Below are 611 nucleotides of genomic sequence, written 5' to 3' on the forward strand. Positions count from 1 at the left end.
CTTGGCATTACCTTTATTACGGTTGGCCTTATGTCGCTCGGCTTTATGTCGTTCGGTGGCATGTCCATTTAAACCGCTAAGCTTAGACATCTATTTAGCGATTTGACATATTTAATTCATTTATTCGGTAGGTGTTCGGGTACAGTATCAAATTTATGTACCCGCACCCCTACCCCATAGATTAAGGATACATATCATGGATTATGCTACGGCGATTGGTGGCGTTGCTATGTTTACCTTGATCATCATGGGTCTTGTTGCCATTATTTTGGCAGCACGCTCAAGACTGGTCAGTTCAGGCGATGTTACTATTCATATCAATGATAATCCCGATAATGATGTGGTGACTCCAGCAGGCGGAAAACTACTGCAAACCCTTGCTAGTGAAGGTATATTTTTATCTTCTGCGTGTGGTGGTGGTGGTACGTGTGATCAATGTCGCTGCCGTGTTATTGAAGGTGGCGGTTCTATTCTGCCCACCGAAGAAGGCTATTTTACTCAAGGCGAGATCCGCAATCACATGCGCTTGGCTTGTCAGGTATCTGTCAAGCAGGACATGGAAATAGAGATTGACCCTGAGTTTTTTGATGTGCAAAAGTGGGAATGTGAAG

General features: G+C 44.2%; 1 protein-coding gene. It reads left to right on the plus strand.

Going from position 1 to position 611, the window contains the following annotated elements; genetic code table 11:
* Positions 1-196 precede the first annotated feature (196 nt).
* The coding region (locus ACS8FD_RS22255) for a 2Fe-2S iron-sulfur cluster-binding protein (protein ID WP_439277463.1) at positions 197-611 on the plus strand (415 nt) is incomplete at its 3' end.

Source organism: Psychrobacter sp. 1U2 (assembly GCF_051847575.1).